The organism is Actinoplanes sp. NPDC026623 (assembly GCF_040638275.1).
Lineage (GTDB): Bacteria > Actinomycetota > Actinomycetes > Mycobacteriales > Micromonosporaceae > Actinoplanes.
Map to the genome: position 1 here is coordinate 31718 of NZ_JBEZXZ010000044.1, position 18725 is coordinate 50442.

23 protein-coding genes and 1 pseudogene are annotated in these 18725 nt (G+C 70.6%); 12 read left to right on the forward strand and 12 right to left on the reverse strand.

Annotated features, from left to right (window positions below):
* Positions 1–70 precede the first annotated feature (70 nt).
* The 4 genes from AB0F10_RS16050 to AB0F10_RS16065 all read right to left on the reverse strand — a co-directional run bounded on the left by AB0F10_RS16050 (position 71) and on the right by AB0F10_RS16065 (position 2542).
* The gene (locus tag AB0F10_RS16050; protein WP_360624506.1) at positions 71–895 is read right to left on the reverse strand and encodes an RNA methyltransferase; all 825 of its coding nucleotides are present in this window, start codon (positions 893–895) and stop codon (positions 71–73) included.
* A 97-nt stretch (positions 896–992) separates the two neighbouring features.
* Positions 993–1394, reverse strand: a complete 402-nt coding sequence (locus tag AB0F10_RS16055) for an HPF/RaiA family ribosome-associated protein (protein ID WP_360624509.1) — start codon at positions 1392–1394, stop codon at positions 993–995.
* Between the two features lie 156 nt (positions 1395–1550).
* On the reverse strand, positions 1551–2096 hold the full coding sequence (locus tag AB0F10_RS16060; RefSeq protein WP_360624512.1) for a hypothetical protein: 546 nt from the start codon (positions 2094–2096) through the stop codon (positions 1551–1553).
* A gap of 41 nt (positions 2097–2137) precedes the next feature.
* Positions 2138–2542: a helix-turn-helix transcriptional regulator gene (locus AB0F10_RS16065; RefSeq protein WP_360624515.1), complete on the reverse strand. Its 405-nt coding sequence runs from the start codon at positions 2540–2542 to the stop codon at positions 2138–2140.
* Positions 2543–2655: 113 nt separating this feature from the next.
* Between AB0F10_RS16065 and AB0F10_RS16070 the strand changes: the two genes are divergently transcribed.
* Positions 2656–3012: a hypothetical protein gene (locus AB0F10_RS16070; RefSeq protein WP_360624518.1), complete on the forward strand. Its 357-nt coding sequence runs from the start codon at positions 2656–2658 to the stop codon at positions 3010–3012.
* Positions 3013–3028: 16 nt separating this feature from the next.
* On the opposite strand, the gene AB0F10_RS16075 is transcribed toward AB0F10_RS16070, so the two are convergent.
* Positions 3029–3235, reverse strand: a complete 207-nt coding sequence (locus tag AB0F10_RS16075) for a hypothetical protein (protein ID WP_360624521.1) — start codon at positions 3233–3235, stop codon at positions 3029–3031.
* A 239-nt stretch (positions 3236–3474) separates the two neighbouring features.
* On the opposite strand from AB0F10_RS16075, the gene AB0F10_RS16080 reads away from it, so the two are divergent.
* The 3 genes from AB0F10_RS16080 to AB0F10_RS16090 all read left to right on the forward strand — a co-directional run bounded on the left by AB0F10_RS16080 (position 3475) and on the right by AB0F10_RS16090 (position 5640).
* Positions 3475–4452: a hypothetical protein gene (locus AB0F10_RS16080; protein ID WP_360624524.1), complete on the forward strand. Its 978-nt coding sequence runs from the start codon at positions 3475–3477 to the stop codon at positions 4450–4452.
* Between the two features lie 82 nt (positions 4453–4534).
* Positions 4535–5344: an META domain-containing protein gene (locus tag AB0F10_RS16085; protein WP_360624527.1), complete on the forward strand. Its 810-nt coding sequence runs from the start codon at positions 4535–4537 to the stop codon at positions 5342–5344.
* A gap of 62 nt (positions 5345–5406) precedes the next feature.
* Positions 5407–5640: an AlpA family phage regulatory protein gene (locus AB0F10_RS16090; RefSeq protein ID WP_360624530.1), complete on the forward strand. Its 234-nt coding sequence runs from the start codon at positions 5407–5409 to the stop codon at positions 5638–5640.
* A gap of 60 nt (positions 5641–5700) precedes the next feature.
* Here the strand turns inward: AB0F10_RS16090 and AB0F10_RS16095 are convergent, their stop codons facing one another.
* Positions 5701–6456: a poly-gamma-glutamate hydrolase family protein gene (locus tag AB0F10_RS16095; RefSeq protein ID WP_360624533.1), complete on the reverse strand. Its 756-nt coding sequence runs from the start codon at positions 6454–6456 to the stop codon at positions 5701–5703.
* Between the two features lie 99 nt (positions 6457–6555).
* On the opposite strand from AB0F10_RS16095, the pseudogene AB0F10_RS16100 reads away from it, so the two are divergent.
* From AB0F10_RS16100 to AB0F10_RS16110, 3 genes and pseudogenes are all read left to right on the forward strand, one after another.
* Positions 6556–6795: pseudogene (locus tag AB0F10_RS16100) on the forward strand (hypothetical protein); the annotation flags it as partial.
* 132 nt (positions 6796–6927) lie between these two features.
* Positions 6928–8112, forward strand: coding sequence for a serine hydrolase domain-containing protein (locus tag AB0F10_RS16105; RefSeq protein WP_360624536.1), 1185 nt, complete (start codon positions 6928–6930; stop codon positions 8110–8112).
* A gap of 223 nt (positions 8113–8335) precedes the next feature.
* On the forward strand, positions 8336–9523 hold the full coding sequence (locus AB0F10_RS16110; RefSeq protein ID WP_360624539.1) for a cytochrome P450: 1188 nt from the start codon (positions 8336–8338) through the stop codon (positions 9521–9523).
* Positions 9524–9569: 46 nt separating this feature from the next.
* On the opposite strand, the gene AB0F10_RS16115 is transcribed toward AB0F10_RS16110, so the two are convergent.
* Positions 9570–10631, reverse strand: a complete 1062-nt coding sequence (locus AB0F10_RS16115) for a Glu/Leu/Phe/Val dehydrogenase dimerization domain-containing protein (protein ID WP_360624542.1) — start codon at positions 10629–10631, stop codon at positions 9570–9572.
* A 110-nt stretch (positions 10632–10741) separates the two neighbouring features.
* On the opposite strand from AB0F10_RS16115, the gene AB0F10_RS16120 reads away from it, so the two are divergent.
* Entirely contained in the window at positions 10742–11200 is a 459-nt protein-coding gene (locus tag AB0F10_RS16120) for an Lrp/AsnC family transcriptional regulator (RefSeq protein WP_360624545.1), read from the forward strand.
* A 17-nt stretch (positions 11201–11217) separates the two neighbouring features.
* Here AB0F10_RS16120 and AB0F10_RS16125 read toward each other — a convergent pair whose 3' ends face one another.
* The 3 genes from AB0F10_RS16125 to AB0F10_RS16135 all read right to left on the reverse strand — a co-directional run bounded on the left by AB0F10_RS16125 (position 11218) and on the right by AB0F10_RS16135 (position 13762).
* Positions 11218–12369, reverse strand: coding sequence for a vanadium-dependent haloperoxidase (locus AB0F10_RS16125; protein WP_360624548.1), 1152 nt, complete (start codon positions 12367–12369; stop codon positions 11218–11220).
* Between the two features lie 536 nt (positions 12370–12905).
* Positions 12906–13490, reverse strand: a complete 585-nt coding sequence (locus AB0F10_RS16130) for a hypothetical protein (protein ID WP_360624551.1) — start codon at positions 13488–13490, stop codon at positions 12906–12908.
* A 14-nt stretch (positions 13491–13504) separates the two neighbouring features.
* On the reverse strand, positions 13505–13762 hold the full coding sequence (locus tag AB0F10_RS16135; RefSeq protein ID WP_360624554.1) for a hypothetical protein: 258 nt from the start codon (positions 13760–13762) through the stop codon (positions 13505–13507).
* A gap of 301 nt (positions 13763–14063) precedes the next feature.
* Between AB0F10_RS16135 and AB0F10_RS16140 the strand changes: the two genes are divergently transcribed.
* The gene (locus AB0F10_RS16140; RefSeq protein ID WP_360624557.1) at positions 14064–15635 is read left to right on the forward strand and encodes an FkbM family methyltransferase; all 1572 of its coding nucleotides are present in this window, start codon (positions 14064–14066) and stop codon (positions 15633–15635) included.
* A 24-nt stretch (positions 15636–15659) separates the two neighbouring features.
* On the opposite strand, the gene AB0F10_RS16145 is transcribed toward AB0F10_RS16140, so the two are convergent.
* Complete coding sequence (locus AB0F10_RS16145) at positions 15660–16541, reverse strand: fructosamine kinase family protein (protein ID WP_360624575.1); 882 nt, start codon at positions 16539–16541, stop codon at positions 15660–15662.
* Between the two features lie 229 nt (positions 16542–16770).
* On the opposite strand from AB0F10_RS16145, the gene AB0F10_RS16150 reads away from it, so the two are divergent.
* The 3 genes from AB0F10_RS16150 to AB0F10_RS16160 all read left to right on the forward strand — a co-directional run bounded on the left by AB0F10_RS16150 (position 16771) and on the right by AB0F10_RS16160 (position 18178).
* Positions 16771–17061, forward strand: coding sequence for a YbaB/EbfC family nucleoid-associated protein (locus AB0F10_RS16150; RefSeq protein ID WP_360624560.1), 291 nt, complete (start codon positions 16771–16773; stop codon positions 17059–17061).
* Positions 17048–17365: a type VII secretion target gene (locus tag AB0F10_RS16155; RefSeq protein ID WP_360624563.1), complete on the forward strand. Its 318-nt coding sequence runs from the start codon at positions 17048–17050 to the stop codon at positions 17363–17365. Before AB0F10_RS16150 ends, AB0F10_RS16155 begins: the two co-directional genes overlap by 14 nt.
* A 621-nt stretch (positions 17366–17986) precedes the next feature.
* A complete protein-coding gene (locus AB0F10_RS16160; protein WP_360624566.1) occupies positions 17987–18178 on the forward strand; it encodes a hypothetical protein in 192 nt (63 codons plus the stop codon).
* 238 nt (positions 18179–18416) lie between these two features.
* Here the strand turns inward: AB0F10_RS16160 and AB0F10_RS16165 are convergent.
* Positions 18417–18725, reverse strand: a 309-nt coding sequence (locus AB0F10_RS16165; protein ID WP_360624569.1) for a non-reducing end alpha-L-arabinofuranosidase family hydrolase, incomplete at its 5' end; no start/stop codon positions are given.

The window sequence follows — 18725 nt, forward strand, 5'->3', positions numbered from 1 at the left end:
CCCTGGGACGGCGGCACCGGATACACCGCACGTCCTACCCGTTCGGCCGGAATCTCCCTTGATTGAGCGACTAGCCCGAAATGCTGCGTTGACGCGCCGCCTCGTACAGGGCGACGGACCCGGCGGTGGCGGCGTTCAGCGAGCTCGCGGCGCCCGTGATGGGGATGCGGACCACCTCGTCGCAGGCGTCGCGCCAGGCGGCGCTCAGCCCGTGCGTCTCGTTTCCGACGGCGAACACGGTCGGCCCGGTGAGGTCGTGCTCGGCGATCTCGACCGGGCCGTGCTCGTCGGCGCCCACGATCTGCACGGGTACGCCGTCCGCACGGGCAACTTTCACCCAGTCGAGGACCTCGACGTGGCTCGGCACCCGTACCACCGGCAGCGCGAAGAGCGAACCGGTGCTGGCCCGCACCGCCTTCGGGTCGTACGGGTCGGCGGCGTGCCCGGTGACGACCACCCCGGCCGCGCCGAACGCGTCCGCCGAGCGCACCAGGGTGCCCACGTTGCCGGGCGTCGTCGGCCGGTCGAAGACCACGACCAGCATGGCCGGGCCGGGGACGATGCGGGCGAGGTCGTCGCCCGGCATCGCGACGACGGCCAGCAACTCCGGCGCCTCGTCGTCCTTGCCGCCCAGCTCACGCATCAGCTCGGCGGCGACAACGGCCTGCGGCGCGCCCGCGATGTCGACGATGTCGCGCCCCCACCGGGACAGGCCCGGACCGTCCGAGACGAGCATCGCGCGGATCTCCCAGCCACGCTCGACGGCCAGGGAGATCGGGCGTACGCCCTGCACCAGGAACTCACCGGCGCGCTGCCGCTTGTTCCGGTTGGTGAGCAGCGCCTGCCACTGCTGGAAGGTCGCGTTGCGCGTGCTGATCCGCATCGTTCTGGCCACGGCACACAGTCTGGTGCATCTCGTGCGCTCACATCTCGGGCGGGTGGCCGCCGCCGGGAGGTCCCGCCCGCCGCCGGGCGGCGGGCGGGGCCGGCGGTCAGACCTCGCCGGGCTCGAGCAGCGGCTCCTCGGCGCCCTCCGGCGCCGCCTGGTCGCGCAGGTGCCGGTTGTTGCGCGGCTCCTGCCTGGTCTTCGCGTCGTTGAGCCGGCGGCGCAGGTCGTCGCGGACGTCGTTGAGCGCCGCGTGCAGGTCCTCCTCCTGGGAGGTCGTCACGAACTTCGGCCAGCCGGCGATCCAGCATTCCAGCGTGACCTTCTGCCCCCGGGCCTCGCGGTCCTTCACCGAGACCTCGAGTTCGGTCGTGTCCGCGTGGAAGCCGGCCAGCCGGGCGTCCAGCGTCGCGAACTGCTCGGCGATCCAGTTGCGGTCACCCTGGGAGAACCCGGCACCCACCCGCAGGCAGTCCCCGACGGTGGCGGGGTTCGCGACCGCGCTCATCGCCACACCTCCCGGGAGACGGACCGGGCATTGCACAGAGTTACGGTCACCATGGTCGCTGACCCTTCGGCTCGGGAAATGTTCCTGATCACCGACTACCCACCCGGAAGGGACGGCGAAACGGACTTCAAACCCCGAATCGGGAGGCGGGCCTCGTCAGCCGCCCGGGCGGCGTTCGCGGCGGATCGCGTGCACCTTCCCGGCCGGGTCCTCGGTGGTCGCCACGCGCAGGCCGCTGAGGTAGCCGTCGGTCTCGCGCTGCTCCCCGTACTCGGTGGTCAGCTCGGCGATGCGCTCCTCGAGCATCCGCAGCTCACGCTCGCGGTCGGCGGCGAGCTGGGACCGGAGCTCGGCGAACAACTCGTCGACCCGCTGGACGGCCACCTCCGGCTCGCGCTGCACCTGCCGGATCCGCTGCAGGATCTGGTCGCGAGAGAACACCACCACGACCGAGAGCCAGGAGAGCACGAACAATCCGGTGACGACGGGGAAGGTGGCGAGGGGCCGGAGGTCGGGCGGGGGCGGCGGCAGGCCGTTGGGGCCCGGCGGCGGATGCGCGGGCGGCAGCCCGACCAGAATCGTGATGATGAGTGCGCCGGTCGCGGCCGTGGCCACGACGAGGCAGACCAGCAGCAACCTGCTCATCTGGATGGACAGTCCGCCCACGGTGGACCCATGGTCGGCGCGGACTCGCTCAGTCATGGTCCGAGATTACGGAAGTTCCGGTGTGGATGCGATATCGATCATGCCGACCTCCGCCGGCGCAACACTTTCCGGTACGGCTCGAACATCCGGTCGAGCACCGTCTCCAGGGCGGCCCGGTCGCCCGCCGGGATCGGCGAGTCCTCCCGGAGGATCCGTCCGAGCTCGCGGACCAGCGGGTGAACGGCGGGCGCGGCCGGCGCCGGCCCACCCAGCCGATCCGGGTACGCCGCCACGACGATCTCGGGGATGCTCCGGCCCAGCACGGGCGCGATGCGCTCGATCGACCTGATGGTCGGCCGCTGCTCCTCGCTGAGCCAGCGCAGCACGACGGACGGGTCGGTGCCGACCGCGCGCGCGAAGTGGGTGGGCGTCGGAAACCCGGCCGCCTGTATCGCTTCCTTCAGGTAGCCACCGAAGCCGATCAGCGGCCGCGAGGGGGTCATCGGGCCAGAATAGACGCTCCCGGCCGTCCGGCGATTGGTTGCGGCTCCGCGTACTGCTACCGTCGTTGGCTAGATAACCAATGAGCTCGGGCGGAGCGAGAGGTCGTGGCGGCGTGGTGCAGACGACGGTCCTGGTGAGCATCCTGATGATCTGCGTCGGCGCGGCCGTTTTCCTTCACCACCGGCCCCGATGGACCCGGATCACCACGGGCGCACCGGACGACCTGGGCGGCGTCCCGGTGCCGGCGGTCGCACCGGCCCCCGGCCCGCCCCCACCGCCGGCCGCGGCCCCGCCGATGGCTCGGGCCGAGCCGGCGCCCGCACCCGCGCCCCGGCCCGCCGAGATCATCGAGACGCCGGCGGAGCGACCGGCCCCGGTTTCGGCCGGCCCCGCGGCCCGGCGCGCCCGCAACAACGGCTTCGACCGGTTCGCCGCACCCGCGGCCCGGGCGCGCGCGCACCGAGCCTGACCACCGGTCGCCCTGTTCACGCGGGCGACTTCGCCGGCATCGTGACGGCCTGCTCGGGCACGACCTCCGGGAGCACGCCGACGCGGATCCAGAACTCGCCGATAGACGCGGCGGCGGTCGCCCCGGGAATCAGGAACCCGGCCGGCGCGGCAGCCAGGTCGCGTTCGGGTTCACCATCGACCTGCCCCTCGACGGAATCGAACGCGCCGGCGGCGGAGATCAATTGCCCGCGATTCCCATTATCCGGGCACCGAATTGATCCATTCAGAATTGGCGGGTGCCCTTTTGGGTGGGTTAATCATGCCACGTCCCGGTCTTTTCGAGATCCATTGACGGCTGCCTCGACATCGCTTGAATCGGTTAATGACAACGTCTTTTTACGAGTCGCCGTCCGGAAACCTTTCCTCCGAATTGATCTATACGATCGAGGAATCGAATACCTCTCGGGAAAGGGAAATCCGAATGAGATCCGTTGTCAGATCGGTAACCGTTACGGGAGTCGGCGTCGCGCTGATGCTGGCGGGCGGCGTCGCGGCGCAGGCCCAGCCGCCCGCGTCGGCCTCCGGAAACGTCAGCACGGTCGCCCGGACGTCCGGCGGCACGGCGGTGACCAGCCCCGCGGCGATCGCCGAGGTGGAGGCCTACTGGACGCCCGAACGCATGGCGGCCGCGGTGGACCTGGACCTGAAGGTCCCCGACTCCGACCCGGTCGGCGCCCCGGCGCCGCAGGGCAAGCCCGGCAGCCTCGCCCCCGCGCCGCCGAAGCGCGGCCTGACCGCGCTGAACCAGTCCGTGACCGTCGGCAAGGTGTACGTCTCGGTACCCGGCGGCACGGGGCAGTGCTCGGCAAGCGCCCTGAACAGCGGAAAGCGCCGCCTGGTCATCACCGCCGGCCACTGCGTGCACGCCGGTGCCGGCGGCGGCTGGTACTCGAACTTCATCTTCGTGCCGGGCTTCCGGCAGGGCGTCTCGCCAGTGGGCAACTTCGTCGCCGGCAACCTCACCGCCCGCAGCGCGTGGATCAACAACAGCAGCAGCGACGAGGACATGGCCATCGCGATCATGAACAACGGCGGCATCTACGGCGCCACGGTGGTCGACACCGTCGGCGGCATGGGCCTGCGGTGGAACTGGGGCTACTCCGTCGCAGTGACCATCCTGGGCTACCCGGCCACTGGCGGCTTCCCCGGCGACCTTCAGTACTTCTGCCAGGGCACCACGTGGAATGGTCACGGCCAGCAGGTGCGGGCCTGGTGCAACATGACACAGGGCTCCAGCGGCGGACCCTGGCTGCAGGAATACAACGATCAGAACGGCCTCGGATACACCAACAGCGTGGTCAGTCATCGACACGACGACGCCGCCCAGATGGACGGCCCGTACTTCGACAACGACGTCAAGAGCCTCTTCGATTTCGCGGAGGGTCTGTCCCCGGCGTGACCCCCGATAAATGAATGGCGGAGGCCCCGGTATTCCTGCCGGGGCTCCCGGCTCGCGATCAGATCGAGGGAACGACGGGCGGATGAATGGCGTCTCAGGCAGCATGACGATCAAGTGGTGGCACTTCCTGACGGTGGTGACGATTATGTCGATCACGGGATGCGGCCAGGGTGGCGCCGCGGCGCCACCCCCCGAGACCGGGGGCATCTGGGGGCGGACGTTCGTCTCGGCGCCGGCCGCGGCGGGCGAGGAGTCCAGAAGGCTCGCCGCCGGCACCCGCCTGCGCCTGGGATTCGAGCCGGGCGGCGTCACGGCCGAGGCCGGATGCAACCACCTCACCGGCACGGCCGCCGTCGACGGCGACCGGCTGGTGGTCTCGGACGTCGGCGGCACGATGATGGCCTGCTCGCCGGAGCTGATGGATCAGGACGCCTGGCTGACGGCCTTCCTGCAGGAGCGGCCGCGCTGGCAACTCGACGGCGACCTCCTGGTGCTGAGCACCGCAACGACCCGGCTGCGGCTGATCGACATCCGGGCCGCCGAGCCCGACCGGCCGCTGGCCGGCCCGCGCTGGTCGGTGCAGTCCCTGATCGACGGCGAGGCGGCCGCGTCGGTCCCGGCCGGCGCCGAGGCCCACCTGACCTTCCGGGACGGCCGCGTGACGGGCTCGGCGGGCTGCACCGAGATAGCCGGCCCGGCGGCCGTCGGCGACGACTCGATCACCTTCTCCCGCCTGACCACCCGGGCGCGGACCTGCGCGCCCGAGTTCGAGGCGCTGGACCGCACGGTCCTCGGCCTGCTCCGCGGCGAGCTGTCCTACCGCGTCACGGGCGACCGGCTGACGCTGACCCGCGCCGACGGCGGCGGCCTGGACCTGCGCGCCACCCCCTGACCCGCGGGATCCCCGGCGCCCGGCCTTCCCGTACGGCTAGTCTCACGACTATAGTCGTCCGCATGGACGGTGGGTCCCCGCGCCTGGTCGGCGCTCACGAGATCCGGGACCTGCTCGGCGTGAGCCGGCAGCGGGTCTACCAGATGGCCGCGCGATCCGACTTCCCGAGACCCGTCGCCACCCTGGCGCAGGGCAAGGTCTGGGCGGCCGACGACGTCGAGGCGTGGATCGGCACCCACCGGCGGCGCCGTGTCTGCGATGCGGACGCGGCTCAGCGCGCGGGCTCGGAGACCTGAGCTCGCCGACTCAGGCGATCGGGCCGGCGGGCCGGCCGGCACCCTGCTCCTCGCCGTGGTTCACGCGTAGACGGCGCGCACGGCATCGACGAAGGCCCTCCCGCGCGGCGACGGCGATCCGGCCCGCGTGGGGAAGAGCTCCATGCGCAGGTCGGAGGTCAGCTCGAGCTGGACGCCCGCGCCGTCGGCGTCCTTGTTCACGAAGTTGTCGATCGACGTGCCGGCGACGTCGGCGGGTGCGGGCTGCACGACGGTGAAGCCCGCCACGCGCAGGGCGGCGGCCAGCTCGGCGCCGGTGGCGGTGTCCCGTCCCCCGACGTATGCGACCTTGCCCGGCTTGTTCGCGCCGTGTACCGACAGGGCGTGGGTGCGCTGGGCGATCAGGATCAGGCACTCCTCGACGTCCCAGTGCTCGCTGGTGACGTGCAGCCGCCCGTTCTGGCCGGCGGGAAGCCTGCCCATGAACTGGCACTGCGTGTGTTGCGTGCCGTCCGCCGGCGGGTCGTCCAACGGCGTGCCGTCGATGTTCACGCCGGCTATCGCGCTGGTGATCTCGCTGGTGCGCAGCTCGATCCCGCCGCCGTGCGGTGCGACGACGATCAGCGGCGAACTCGAGATCGTCCAGCCGAGGTCGTAGGCGACGCCCGCCTTCTCCACCTTGCGAAGCGCGGTCATCGACGGGTACTCGGCGACCGTGCCCGCCGCGGCGAGCGGTTGCCGCGGCGGCTCCCGCCGGTCGCCGGCGAGCCCGTAACCGGCCACCAGCGCGAGGGGGACGGCGACGGCGCTGAGCATCCAAGGCACGCGTCTGTCCATGTGTTGCTCCCACCCCCCGAGGACTTGCCCGGGATCGTAGCGATCCGGGGCAAACAGCGGCGCCGGCAGGAGATCCCTGACCTGCCGCTTGCCCCGGCCGCGCTGGTCACGTGGATCGACCGGGTGCACGAGGACGTCACGGTGACGGCCCGCGACTACCCCTTCATCGCGTACGGGACCGACTGGCTCGCCTTCGCCCACCTGACGATCGCGATCTCCCCCTGGGGGCCGTGGCGCGATCCGGTCCGCAACGTCTGGGTGGTCGAGCGGTGCACGATCCGCTGCGCCGCGATCATCCCGCTGGCGCTGATCACCGGGCCGATCCGCCACCTGCCCTGGTGATGGGAACTGATCGACATGTCGTTCGGCGTCTTCGGCGTCACTCCGCTGCTCATCGTCCGGCGGCCGACCAGGCGGCTCGCTTCGCCGGAGTTTGCACTTACGTTCCCCTAGCTCCATAAAGTAAGGCAAATGCGACGTACAGTGTTGTCCGTATTGACGATCGCCGCGCTGGCGGCAACCGGCTGCCGGGTCGCGCCGGCCGACGCCGGCGGCCCGCAGACCGGATGCGCCCCAACCGCGCGGCCACGCGGCATCGCCGCGAAAATCGTCGGCATCGCCCAGACCACACGACGGGACCTCGGCCTCAGCGCGGCCGTGGTCCGCGTGACGGTCGGCGGCCGAGAGGTCGTGACCGCCGCCGCCGGCGACTCGACGACCGGCATACCGGCGAAAACGAACATGCGCTTCCGCGTCGGATCGGTCGCCATCGCGTACCTGAACATCCTGCTGCTGCAACTGGTCGACAAGGGCACCGTGACGCTCGACGACCCGATCGCGCGCTGGCTTCCCACGCTGCCCCGGGCCGGCAAGGTCACACTTCGCATGCTGGGCAGCAGCACATCCGGATACCCCGACTACGAGAGCTACCCGCCGTTCATCGCCCGGCTCTACGCCGACCCGTTCCAGCACTGGACCGAACAGGAGCTCATCGACCTGGCCCTGTCCCGCCCCCAGTGGTACGAACCCGGCACCAACTGGAGCTATTCGCACGCCAACTTCGTCATCCTCGGCCGGGTTCTCGAACGCATCACCGGCACTCCCCTGGAGAAACTGCTCCGCCGGCAGGTGCTGAACCCGCTCGGCCTCTCCGCGACCAGCAGCGAGAACACCTCGACCATCCCCGGCCCGGTGCTGCACAGCTACACCACCGAACGCGGCCGGTTCGAGGACTCCACATACTGGAACCCGTCGTGGACCACCGCCGCGGGCGCCGTCCTGACCTCGAACATCTGCGACCTGGCAACCTCGGCGCGGGCCGTCGGCACCGGGCGGCTCATCTCCGCACAGGCCCTGCGCACCCAGCTGAACCCGGGCACCGTGGGCCTCGGCAAGCCGACCAGCACCTGCCCGGCGACGATCTGCGTGCACCAGGCCGAGAGGTATCACTTCGGGCTGGGCGTCGCCGTCAAGGACGGCTGGATCCAGCAGACGCCGTCGTTCGCCGGCTACTCCGCCGTGCAGACCTACCTGCCCGGCAGGAACATCGCGATCGCGGTCGCCACCACCCGAGGCAGCACCACCACGGAGGTGAACTCCGCCGAGACCGTCGCCCACCGAATCGCCACCCTCCTCACCACGCAACCGGGCGGCTGATTCCAAGATCGGATGGTGGGCCACAGGACATCCACCTACCGCGGGAACAGCGCGAACCGAAGGTCGCCAACTGTCGGCTTGTCCAATGATCGGAAGGGATCCGGACGGTCGGGTCGCGGAAGGTCGCCTGCGAATCCGGGTGGGTGTGGCCGCCTCGGCGTTCCGTTCTTGGTGAGCGGTACGGCACACTCGGTGACACGCGCGCGACCGGATGGGGGCCCGCATGCCGTTCCTCAACGTTGTCGATCCGGCGTTTGATTTCACCGCGCCGGAGGTGTTCGCCGCCCAGGCCGCCAGTTGGTACGCCGACAGTCCACTCGGTCCGCTCGTCCTCAGATACGCGGAGACGCAGGAACTGCTCCGGGACCGGCGGCTCGACCACGGCGGCGACGGCTACCTCCGGCAGAACGGCATCACCTCCGGGCCGATCTACGACTGGTACGTACCGATGATCGTCAACCACGACGGCGCCGACCACCGCAGGCTCCGCGGCCTCGTCGGGCGTTCCTTCACCCCGCGCACCATCGACCTGCTCCGGCCGTTCATCCGCGCCACGGCCGAAGCGCTGGCGGACGATCTCGCCGGCGCCGACCCGGCCGATTTCGTCGACGCCTTCGCCAATCGGCTGCCGCTGGCGGTCATGGGCGAACTGCTCGGTGTGCCCGCCGAGGACTTCGGCACATTCAGCGTCTGGTCGAGCGACATCGGCCTGATCTTCGCCCTGGCCACCGGCGGTGACACGGCGACCCGCGTCGAACAGGCGGTTTCGGGCCTGGACGGATATGTGGACACACTGATCGACCAGAAGGCGAAGCACCCGGCCGACGATCTGATCTCCAGGATGGTCGCCGCCTGGCAGATCGAGAACACGGTCACCCGCGAGGAACTGCGCAACCTGCTGGTCACGCTGGTCTTCGGAGCGCACGACAACACCCGCCACCAGTTCTCCAACACGATGGTCAGCTTCGCCGAACACCCCGCGCAATGGACGCTGCTGCGCGACCGGCCGGAATTGATCGACCGCGCCGTCACCGAGACGATGCGCTGGCGGCCGTCCGCGGCGAGCGTGTTCCGCCGAGCGGCCGAGGACTTCGAGTATCACGAGGTGCCGATCGCCGCGGGGACCTTCCTGACCATGGCCGTGCACACCGCCCAGCGTGATCCGCGCGCATACCCCGGCGGGGAATCCTTCGACATCACGGCCGTCCGCGAGGCTCCTTTGCTCCAGTTCGGCGCCGGGCCGCACTATTGCCTCGGCTCCGCGCTCGCCCACGTCCAGCTGGGCGAGGCCCTTCCGGTCCTCGTCCGCCGATTCGGGCCGCCGGTCATCGCCGGAGAGGTGACCTGGCGGCCGGCGATCGGCACCCACGGGCCGAACGAACTGCCGTTACGCTTCTCGGCGCCCGCCTGAACGCGCTCATGGCCGGGCGTCAGGCGGGATGAGTCGACGTCCGGGATCACCGCGGCGGAGGGCGCCTGAGGCGTTGGCGGGCCCGGGAGCGGGCGGCTTCGGCCGGGGTCGAGCCGGTGGCGCGGGCGGTACGCAGGATGCCGGCAAGAGTGTCGGCGATGCCGTGCACCCGGGCGGCCGCCTGCGCGGCGGTCTCGTGGTGCAGTTCGACGGCGGTCGCGTGGATGATGCCGCCCGCGCTGACCACGACATCCGGCGCCCAGAGGACGCCATGCCGGCTCAGCAACCCGGCGGTGGCCGGGGCGTCGAGTTGGTTGTTGGCCGGCCCGGCGATCGCGGCGCAGCGCAGCGTCGGCACCGAACGCGCCGTCAGCAGGCCGCCCAGGGCCGCCGGAACGAGCACGTCCACGTCGGCGGTCAGGCAGTCCTGCGGGCCGGCCCAGGCGGCACCGGCGGCGTCGGCGAGCGCGCGCCGGGTCTCATCGATGTCGCCGGCGACCAGGGTCGCGCCGGCGTCGGCAAGCATCCGCAGGACGTGACCACCCACGCGACCGAGGCCGAGCACGGCGAAGCTGCGCGCGGACAGGTCGGCCGAGCCGAATCGCTCGGTGCACAGGGCGCGCAGCGCGGCCAGCACGCCGACGGCGGTGTGCTCGGAGGAGTCGCCGCTGCCGCCGGCATCCACCGGCCGGCAGAATGCGTGCGGGGTCCGCTCGGCGATCGTGAGCATGTCGTCGGGTCCGGTTCCCACGTCCGGGCCGGTGGCGTAGGCGCCGGCCAGGCCCGCGATGACGTCGCCCACGTCGTGCAGCAGCGCCCGGCGGGCGGCCGCGTCCGGTGTCGCGTCCGGGGGCAGGGCGACGACGGTCTTGCCGCCGCCGTTGGGCAGCCCGGCAAGTGCACACTTGTCCGACATCGCGGCGGAGAGCCGCAGCGCGTCGGTGAACCCGTCGCGCCAGTGCGGGTAGTGCGCGATCCGGCAACCGCCGATGGCCTGCCCGAGCGCGGTGGAGTGCACCGCCACCACGATCGGCAGGCCGGAGCGGGTCCCCCGCTTGACGACGACATGTTCGTGCATGGGCTCGGTGTCGATGTCGGACGCGACCACGATGGCCCCCCTGTCATACGCTCGCCGGATTGCGACCGACGGTACGCAGCGCAGCGGCGCCGGGCGGCTCTCACCGAACGTCGTTCGGAAAGGGTGGCACGATCGCGGTCGTGGACGAACTTGATGCGGCGATCATCCAGCACCTGCAGACACATGCGCGGCAGACCAACCGCGAGCTTGCCCGCGCGGTCGGCATCGCGCCTTCCACCTGCCTCGAACGCGTACGGTCGCTGCGGGAGCGCGGCGTGATCACCGGATACCACGCCGAGATCAGCCTCGCGGCCCTCAATCGCGGGGTTCAGGCGCTGCTGCACGTACAGGTACGGCCGTTGAGCCGCACGGTGATCGACGGCTTCAAGGCGTACGCGATGAAGTTGCCCGAGGTGGTCTCGGTGTTCGTCGTGGCGGGCGGCGACGACTTCCTCGTGCATGTCGCCGTGCCCAGCGTGGACAGCCTGCACGCCTTCCTGATGGACAAGTTCAGTGGACGCCGCGAGATCGTCGGATTCCGCAGTTCGGTCATCTACCAGCACGCCCGGAAGCAGGTCATCGAACCGCTTGACCTGTGAAGGCGCCCGGTGCCTGCCTAATGGCGGGGCCGGAACTCGCGGGCGAGCACGTACCGTGCGGTGCCGGTGCCGATCCGGACGCCCTGCACATTGGCCGAACGGTAGTGCACGCCGCCCCAGATCCGCGCCTCCACGACCTCGGCCAGCGCCGCCGAGAAGCTGGGGAAGGCCCGCGTGGTGCCCGAGTCGGCGCTGTAGGCGCTCGTCGCGATGTCGTCGCGGCCGAAGAACCGCTGCCAGGTCAGGGTGATCGCCGAGAAGGAACAGGTGTGTCCCGACGTGTAGTCCGGGAACGGCGGAGTCACCAGCAGCGGCATCCAGGACGGGTCGGCGGAGGTCGCCGGGTTGCCGTCGTCGTTCGCCTCCTGCACCGCGGTGACCGGGCGCCAGAAGTTCCAGTACTTCTTCTCGTTGTAGCAGGCGATCAGGGCATCCACGTTGGTGATGTCGACCATCGCGAACATCCGCGCGGTCTGCAACGTGCTCAGCTGCCGCACCTCGGCAAGCTGGCGTTTCATGGCCCACTCGGTGAGCCGGCGGTCGTGCCACCAGATCGCCGACTGGGTCTGGTCGAGCGTGCGGACCGCACTCGTGACCCCGCCGATCGCTTTGACCTCGTTCAGATCCCGGGCGTACGCGGCGCTGCTCAGCGCCGGCGGGCCGGAGGTGCGGAACATCGCCGCGTCGGGAATGACGAACGGCCGCAGCTCGCCGAACCACGCGCCGTCCTGGGCGTACGCGGGCGGGGTGGGCCACCACTGGCCCGGCGCCGTGCCGACGTTCCAGGTGGCGGAGCCGAACGCGCCGTCGCCGACCCTGGCCGCGATCATCGCGTCGGCGGCCCGCCGGCCTACCTCGACGCCGCCAGCCTCGGCTCGGCCGTCCGGGATCTCGGCGAGGGCGGCGTCGTATTGCGCGCGCACGGTCGCGGCCTGCTCCGGAAAGAGCGACAGCAGGACGCCGGACGCGGCCGCGGCCACGGCGGCGTCGGCCGAGTAGCCGCGGCGCGCCCTCGGCGCGATCAGGTACGGCTGGTACGGCGCGCCGGCGATCGCGTTGACGGCGTCGTAGACCGCTCCCTGCACCATCGCGAAACTCCGCGCCGCGGTGGCCGGCGACTGCCTGGCCACCTCGTAGATCTCGTTCTGCGCGTTCAGGTTCCAGACCACTACGGCATTGGGGCGCTGTGGCGCGGCTTGGGCGGCGGCTTGGGCGGCTGAGGGTGCAAGGGCGCCGGTCAGAGCCAGGACCACGGTTGCGGTCAATGCGGGCAGGCGACTATGCGTCATCAGGATCCCCCGGGTCGCGAGCTGACGGAAGCTGCCCACCCACCCTGCTGGTCCGCGACCGTCCACACAAGACCTGTTCGCCGGCTGCCAATTTGGGGCGGGCGGGGATTCGAGCCCGTGGTCGTCAGCAGGCCGGCATCCTCGGGCGGGATAGTCCCATGTAACCTAGTCACATGTCCAGGCTATTGATGGGGACAGCGGAGATCCGGCAGCGGCTCGGCATCAGCAGGCAACGCGTCTATCAGCTCACCCAACGCCCCGACTGGCCTCCACCCCGCGATCACCTGGTCCAGGGCAGGGTGTGGAACCACGACGACGTCGAGGCGTGGATTCGGGTGCACCGGCCCGACCCTGCCCGTCCTCAAGAGCCAGGCGCGGGTGCCGGTCCGGGCGGCGTGCCGCCCGGACCGGGCCGGTCACTTCAGTGATCGCAGGGTGGTCCGTGCGCTGCGGGCCGCCTCGCGGATCGGCCGAACCTGGGCGCGGATCGCGTCGCCGTCCGGTCCGGGCTGGATCGCCAGCAGCTTGTCGACCTGGCCGCTCACGGAGGTCGTCACCGACTTGAGTTTGGCCTGGTCGACGTCCGAGCGGTCGTCCAGCTTGCCGGCCACGGCCAGTTCGGCGTCGATCGCCGCGGTGAGCCGGACCTTGGGGCCGGTCAGGATGAAGACGCGGAAGTCGTTCACCATGCTCTGAGCGTCGGCCTTCACCGCGGCCGCGGTGGTCTCGCCGGCGACCTTGGTACGCAGGGCGGTGAGCCCGGCCGTCTGGTCGTCGATCAGCTTGGCCAGCGTGGCCCGGTGCGCGCTCTGTACCCGGGCGGCCTTGTCCAGCGTGGTGTCGAAACGCTTGAGCGCGGCGAGGCGCTTGTCGATCCGGGCGGTGACCACCGTCTTCACCTTGTCGAGTGGCCTTTCCGCGGCCTGGGCCGGCGCTCCGGCGACAAGGGCGACGGCGAGCGCGGCGGTGGTCACCACGGCGGTACGCAGGGTGCGGTTCATCAGTGTCCTCTTTCTCAGTCCTGGTCCTGGGCCGGCTGTTCGTCGCCGCGCAGTTGCCGGTCGACCTCGTCGAGGAGGCCGTCGATGTCGGCGTTCGACTTGGTGCTCGAGGTGGTGGCCGACGTGGCGGTCGTGCCACGCGGCGAGGGCGAAGCGGGCGCGTCCACCGGCGGCCGCCGGGTCGGTGCCGAATCGGTGGCCGCGGGGTGACGGGCACAGCCGCCGGTCAGCAGCACGGCGGCCGCCAACGCGACGGCGAGGGTTCGTCTCATGCCAACGATCTTCGGGGTCAACTGTCAGGGAACCGCGAGCGGTTTGTAAGGATCAGGTCAGGGACGACGTCCGCACGAACCTCGCCGCCGCCGCGCGAAACGCCGGGTGTCATGTTCCGCGAAGATCTGCGGGATCCGTTCTTTCCGTTGATCGTGGCATTCGAGCGAGTGATGCCCGATAAGTGTGGGTACGAGCAGCCGGTTGAAAAGGAAGTGAATAGGGCAGGTCGCGGACAGTGATAATTCGGAATCCGACATAGGATGGGCCGCCACAGCTGGCCGAGAGAGGATTCTCCCCTTCATGCTCATCTCCGAAGTCCTGCCGCTCACGGGTGAGATCCGCGAACTCGTCGACACGACCCCCGCGGCAGCCGACTTTCCGCGGCATCTCGGCGTCCCCGACGGCCTCCCCCAGCAGCGCTCCACGCTTGTGGAGACGGAGAAGCTCGAGCTGGGCCCGGGCACCCTTCTGGTCGCACTGGTGGGCGACAAGGCGCCGGATGACAACGGTCCGGAGCAGGTGGCAGCGGCGCTGAGGAGGATGAAGCTCGGCGCGCGCGCCCTGCTGCTGACCGCCTGGCCGGTGGCCGAACTGCTTCCCCAGGGACTGCCCAGCCTGCTGGACGCCTCCGGCTCCCGGTGCATGACCGTGCTGCCGATCGACGAGCCGAGCCGGCACGGCGTGCAATGCGCGGTGCTCGTCGAGCGGACCGACGTCTTTCCGGCGGCCGGCCACGGCCAGGACGCCTACGCCGGAGACAACCGCGACCAGCTGATCCTCGATCTGGAGAGGCTGGCCGAGAAGCGGGCCGAGGCGCTGCGGAAGTCGGAGGAAAAGCTCGCCAAGGCCCGCAAGCGGCTGGCCACCATGGAGCGCTCGATCGCCTTCCGGGCCGGGCAGGTCCTGTCCACGGGTGGCCGGCAGCCCGCCAAGGCCGTGGTCAGCGTGCCGGCCGGCCTGGCCCGCCTGTGGCGGGAGGGCCGCTCCCGGCCGGCCGGCGCGCAGTCCGCTCCCGCTCCCGCGCCGGCCACGAACCCGGTGGTCCGGCCGGACCGGGTGGTGCCGATCACGCTGCCCTCGGCGGCGTCCGACCGGCACGCCGCTCCGGCCCTGATCACCATGTCCGCGCCGCCCCGGATGCTGGTGCCGCGGAAACTGGCCCAGGCGGGGCTCGCCGCGTACGAGCCGGCGGCCATCGCCTGCTTCCTGGCCGCGCTCGATGTCGCCGGCCCCGGCGAGGTGCTCGACATCGGGGCGAACGTGGGAATCTACGCCGGCATCGCGAGCGCGCTCACCCGCCGTACGGTGCGGGCGTTCGAGCCGGCGCCGGAGCTCGCCGAGGTTGCCAGCCGGTTCGCCGCCGACAACCAGCTCGGCTACTCGGTCGAGACCCTGGCGCTGGGCGCGGAGAACGGGACGGCCACCTTCTACATGTCCGACAGCTCGGACACGTCCAACTCACTCGCCGAGGGCTTCCGCAAGTCGTCCGAGCAGCTCACGGTCACGGTCGAGACGCTCGACTCCTATGCCGCCCGGACCGGCCTCGTGCCGGCGGTCATGAAGGTCGACACCGAGACCACCGAACCCGACGTGCTCGCCGGCGCCGCGGCGACGATCGCCGAGCACCGGCCGTGGATCCTGTGCGAGGTGCTGGCCGGCCGCGGTGAGGACCGGCTCGCCGAGGTGGTCGCCCCGTTCGGCTACCACTGGTTCCACGTCACCTCCGAGGTGCCGTACACGGAGCGGGACACGATCGAGGGCGACCGCACCCACGAGCACCTGATGTACCTGTTCACCCCCGAGGTGCCGGACGAGCGTTTCTGGACGGCCGTGCGCGACCGGACCGCCGAGTTGGCGGAGTGCACCGCCTGACGCCGCTTCCATACGCGCCTCTGGTCAGTTTGACGTCCGGAATGGGGCGAGGGTGGCGCGGATCAGGTCGCCCGCGCCCCAGTCGTCGTCGAACTGGGCCAGGACCGCGAGGTGTTGTCGCAGCTGGATGATCGGCATGCGGTCCTGCCAGCCGCTGTCGAGGCAGGCCAGCTCCGCATAGATCTCGAAGAACCGTTGCGCCTCCGGCGGGGGCACGGTGGTCCAGAGATGGGCAAGGTCGACTTCGGCCCACATGTAGGACACCGCCGGGTCTATCAGCGCGGGCCGCCCGTCCGGGGTTGCCATCAGGTTCTGGGTCCAGAGATCGCCATGCGTCAGGCACGCCGGCCGGTCGGGCAACAGCTCGGGCAGCCGGTGACACAGCCGCTCCAGCGCCGCGCGGTCGCCGGCGTCGAGTGCGGCATCCACGCGGGGCTCCCCCAGCCACCGAAGCAGCCGGCGCTCGGCGAAGAAGGCGAAACCGTCGTCGTTCCAGGTGTTGATCTGCCGGCGGCGGCCCAGCCAGTTGTCGCGGTGCCATCCGAAGCAAGGGTGGATCGTGCTCGCGTGCAGGTGGGCGAGCGCGTGCGCGAACTCCTCCCAGAAGGTCTCGGTGCACGGTCTCGCCCGCAGTATCGACAACACGAGCAGTTCCCGATTTGCCAGGAGCACGTCGGGTGGCGCCGTGGCGCCGCTCGCGCGCAGGGCGGCCAGCCCTTCGGCCTCCGCGCTGAAGACGTCGTCGTGCGGCGCCTCGGCGAACGCCTTGACGAACACGGGCGGCGCGTCCCGGCGGGTTGCTATACCCGCGAGCGCGGCGAGCCCACCGGTCACCGGCTCCACCGCGACGACGTCGCGCATCCCGGACCGATGCAGGCGCTCAAACAGAAACGCCGCCGACCGCATCACGATGGGCACCTCTCGCCTCCATCTTGCATGGTTTGTGTAGCTCAGGTTCTGCTCGTGAGACGTTGGCTCAGGCGACGCGTGGCCGCTGAGCACGGCCGGGACTGCCGCGGTGGCCAGGCCGATGGTGGTGAGCTGGACGACAACCGGTCCGCATCGGCGGCCGTAGTTACTATTCCAGAATGTTCGACGGTGAGTCCGTGAGCGGAGCGCTGGAGCGCATCGATGCGTGGGAGCGATCCATCGCGCTCATTTGACCGCCACCGCTCACAGCCGTGACGGTCTGGTCAAGGTAACGGTCGGCGCTGAGGGCAGAGTCGAGCGGATCCACCTCGAAGACGGCACGCGACAGCAGTCCGCCGAGACCACCGCGCGTTCGCTGATGGAGACCATTCGGGCTGCCAACGCGTCGTTGTTGAAACAGTTTCAGGAACTCACCGCAGAAATTGTCGGCGCGGAGAGCGAGACCGGACGGATGCTGATGGCAGGTCTTCGGAGGAGGCTCGGTGAGCCCGACTGACCGGGGCGGCTTCGAGGTCAACTCCGCGACGCTGGTCTCGCATGCCGACAGGATCGACACGATCGGCGACGGGTTGACCGCCGCGGGCCAGGCCGGGCAGACCGCGCAGACCGATACCGGGGCCTACGGGCAGTTGTGCCAGTTCGTGCCCGCCCTACTCAACGGCCTGCAGCAGGAAATGATCGACGGCATGAACACGGCGGCCGGGTCCGCGCACGAGACCGCGGACGCGCTGCGGTCAGTCGCGGCGGCCTACGACTCTGCCGACGGCAACGCGGCTGACCGGGTTCGGAACACGCGGTGAGGCCGGGTCGCCCGCCGCTCGTCGCGGTGGCCAGCTCCGGCGGAACCCACCGATCCCTGGGCGGGTGCGTGGATCGCCGAGGACATCGAGACGATCCTCGCCGGGATCAAGAACGGTAGCTGGATCGACACGACGCTGGGCGCCGTCTCGGCGGGGCTCGACACGCTCGCCTTCATCTCCGACCCGATCGGCGGCCTGCTGCAATATGGCGTCGCCTGGATCATCGAGCACGTCAAGCCGTTGTCGGAGGCGCTGGACTGGCTGGCCGGCGACCCGGGTCAGATCGCCGCGCACGCGCAGACCTGGCGCAACATCGCGGGGGCGCTGAACGATCGGGCTGCCGACCTGGACCGCGCCGTGCGCTGGGACACCGCCGAGTGGCGGGGAGCCGCGGCTGACGCGTACCAGACCTGGACCGCCAGCAGCGGGACTCCGTCGGCGCCTTGGCCGGCGCGGCGGAGACGATGGCGGCCATCACCGAGGGTGCCGGGATGCTCATCGCGGGCGTACGGATGATGGTGCGCGACGCGATCGCCGTGCTGGTGTCGCGCCTGATCACCTACGCCGCCGAGGAGGTTCTCATCGACCAGTACCGACCTGGAACCACACAACACCGCTCTCATGGTCGGTGTCGCACTCAGCCTTGCCTACGCCGAGGGGGTTCTGCTGTTCAACGGCGAGGAGGCTGTCCTGCAGACCTCTGGCGGCGAGGCGACCTTCGCAGCGGGCTGGGAGGACTGGGACGACATGCCTGAGGTTGCCGCACTGAAGCAGGAGAACAAGGTCGCTCCTCTCGCCCAGCCGTTGCTCTGATTCACCATCGCCCTGGTTCGCCGGAAGGCGAAGCCATGCGGGTCTTATCCAGATCCGGGACGATCTGTATCGCCGAGGAATCCTGACCACGGTCTTCGAGGATTTACGCGCGGCCGGCGGCAACAGCGGTCACTGAGCAATGCCGCGTCCGCCTCAGCTGACGTAATACTCGGGTGGGCCGCTGCCACCGAGCGGAATTCGCTGGTGGCAGCGGCCCAGCCGTCAGGGCAGGACGCCGCTAGCGCTGCAGGGTGAGCAGGCCCGGCCGCCAGGGAAGGTTGTTGTAGTCACCCCCGGCGTTGGGGTCCTTGCCTTGATAGAGCAGTTGCAGGTTGCAGGGGTCGACGGTCTTGGTCTGGTCGGGGTTGGTGCGGACCAGGTCTCCGTGGCTGATGTCGTTGGTCCAGGTGGCGCCGCTGTTGGCCTTGCCCGCGAACGGGTTGCTCTCGCCGGCCGCCTGCGGGGTCCAGGAGCCGCTCAGGCTGCTGGCGGTGAAGGAGCGGAAGTAGCGGCCCTGGCTGCCGATCGCCTCGACGATCATCAGGTA